The 1,508-nt window shown below is 62.7% G+C and carries 1 protein-coding gene; it reads left to right on the top strand.

The window, feature by feature from the left end; translation table 11 throughout:
- Positions 1-64 precede the first annotated feature (64 nt).
- Positions 65-1,495: a cytochrome P450 gene (locus I8N66_RS32570; RefSeq protein WP_291163197.1), complete on the top strand. Its 1,431-nt coding sequence runs from the start codon at positions 65-67 to the stop codon at positions 1,493-1,495.
- Positions 1,496-1,508: the final 13 nt, after the last annotated feature.

Below are 1,508 nucleotides of genomic sequence, written 5' to 3'. Positions count from 1 at the left end.
CTCGTGCACGAAATACAAATAGATGCCTGAATATCATCGTCACGTTACGGCAGATCGGACGTAAATGCTCGCCTGGTTCCAGCAATCTGTAAATTTCAGGGAAGAATTGCTGGAGGGGAAGTTCGCTCCCGTCCGCGCCGATTACTATTCGGGTCCACCGGGGAAGCCGCTGCGGCTGCTGCTTCAGGCACGAACAGATTTCCTGTCGATCTGGCGCGCCAGTGACTATACCGAAAAGGTCTCGCAGATCCGGATCCTCGGTCGGCAGATCATCGTCGTCAACTCGCCCGATCTGATCCGACAGGTCGTCGTCAAGCGGCACGAGAACTTCGAACGCAAGAGCCCACAGATGCGCCGGGCGCTCGAGTTTCTCCTCGGAGACGGGTTGTTCATTTCCGACGGCGACACCTGGAAACAGCGCCGTCCGCTGGTCGCCGATATCGTCCACGCCAAGAGAGTGCCGTCCTTCGGCCCTGTCATGGAGAAGACGACCAGCGAACTCGTCGAGCGCTGGAACGAGATGCCCGACGGAGCCGAGGTCAATGCGCTCCACGAAATGGCGGGCCTGACTGCCGAGATCATCGCGCGCAGCGTCTTCGGCAACCAGCTCGGCGACGACAGTGCGGCCGCCGTGACCGAGGGCTTTACCAGCTACCAGTCGTTGGTGGATTCCATCAACATCGGCTACTTCCTCGGCTTCGACGACGGCCTGCCCGTCCTGCGCACCCCGAGCCTGCGCCGCTCGGTCAAGCGCATCCACGGAACGATCGACAAGGTTGTGGAGGATCACCTTGCCGGCCGCGGCGACCACAATTCGATGGTCGAGCTGCTCATCCGACGACAGCAGCGAAATCCGGAGCTGAAACTCGACCTCGTCGCCTTGCGAAACGAGGCCGCGACCATCTTCATGGCCGGCCACGAGACGACGGCGGCGACACTGACATGGACCTGGTATCTACTTTCCAAGGCAGGCTGGATCGAGAAAGCCGTTCATGACGAGATCGCCAGGGTCTGCGGCGAGAGAACGCCGACGATCGACGACGTGCCGCAGCTCGAATGGTGCCGCGCCGTCATCGAGGAAACGCTGCGCCTCTACCCGCCGGTTCCGATCCTGGCGCGGCAGACCCGCGAGGCGGACATGATCGGCGATGTTGCCGCCGAGCCGGGCTCGCTCGTCTTGATCGTGCCGTGGCTCCTGCACCGTACGGAGAGCCTCTTCCAGGATCCACACCATTTCCACCCAGAGCGGTTCACCGAAGGCCGTCGCCCGACGCCTTACAGCTTCATCCCCTTCGCCAGCGGCCCGCGCGTCTGCCCGGGCCTGCATTTCGGCCTGACGGAAGCGATCCTCTGCCTGGCGATCATTGCTCAACAATACCGGGTGCGCCTGCGCGAACACCACGCGGTCGAGCCGATCTGCCGGCTGACGCTCAGGCCGAAGGGCGGACTACCGGTGACCCTGCACAGACGGCAGAGACCATCCCATGACCGCTGAAGAACCACGCCAG

Origin of the sequence: Ensifer sp. SSB1 (genome assembly GCF_016652895.1) — a bacterium.
Classification (GTDB): domain Bacteria; phylum Pseudomonadota; class Alphaproteobacteria; order Rhizobiales; family Rhizobiaceae; genus Ensifer.
Note: the sequence above shows the minus strand (reverse complement) of the source record. Positions and strands in the feature narration are given on the sequence as shown.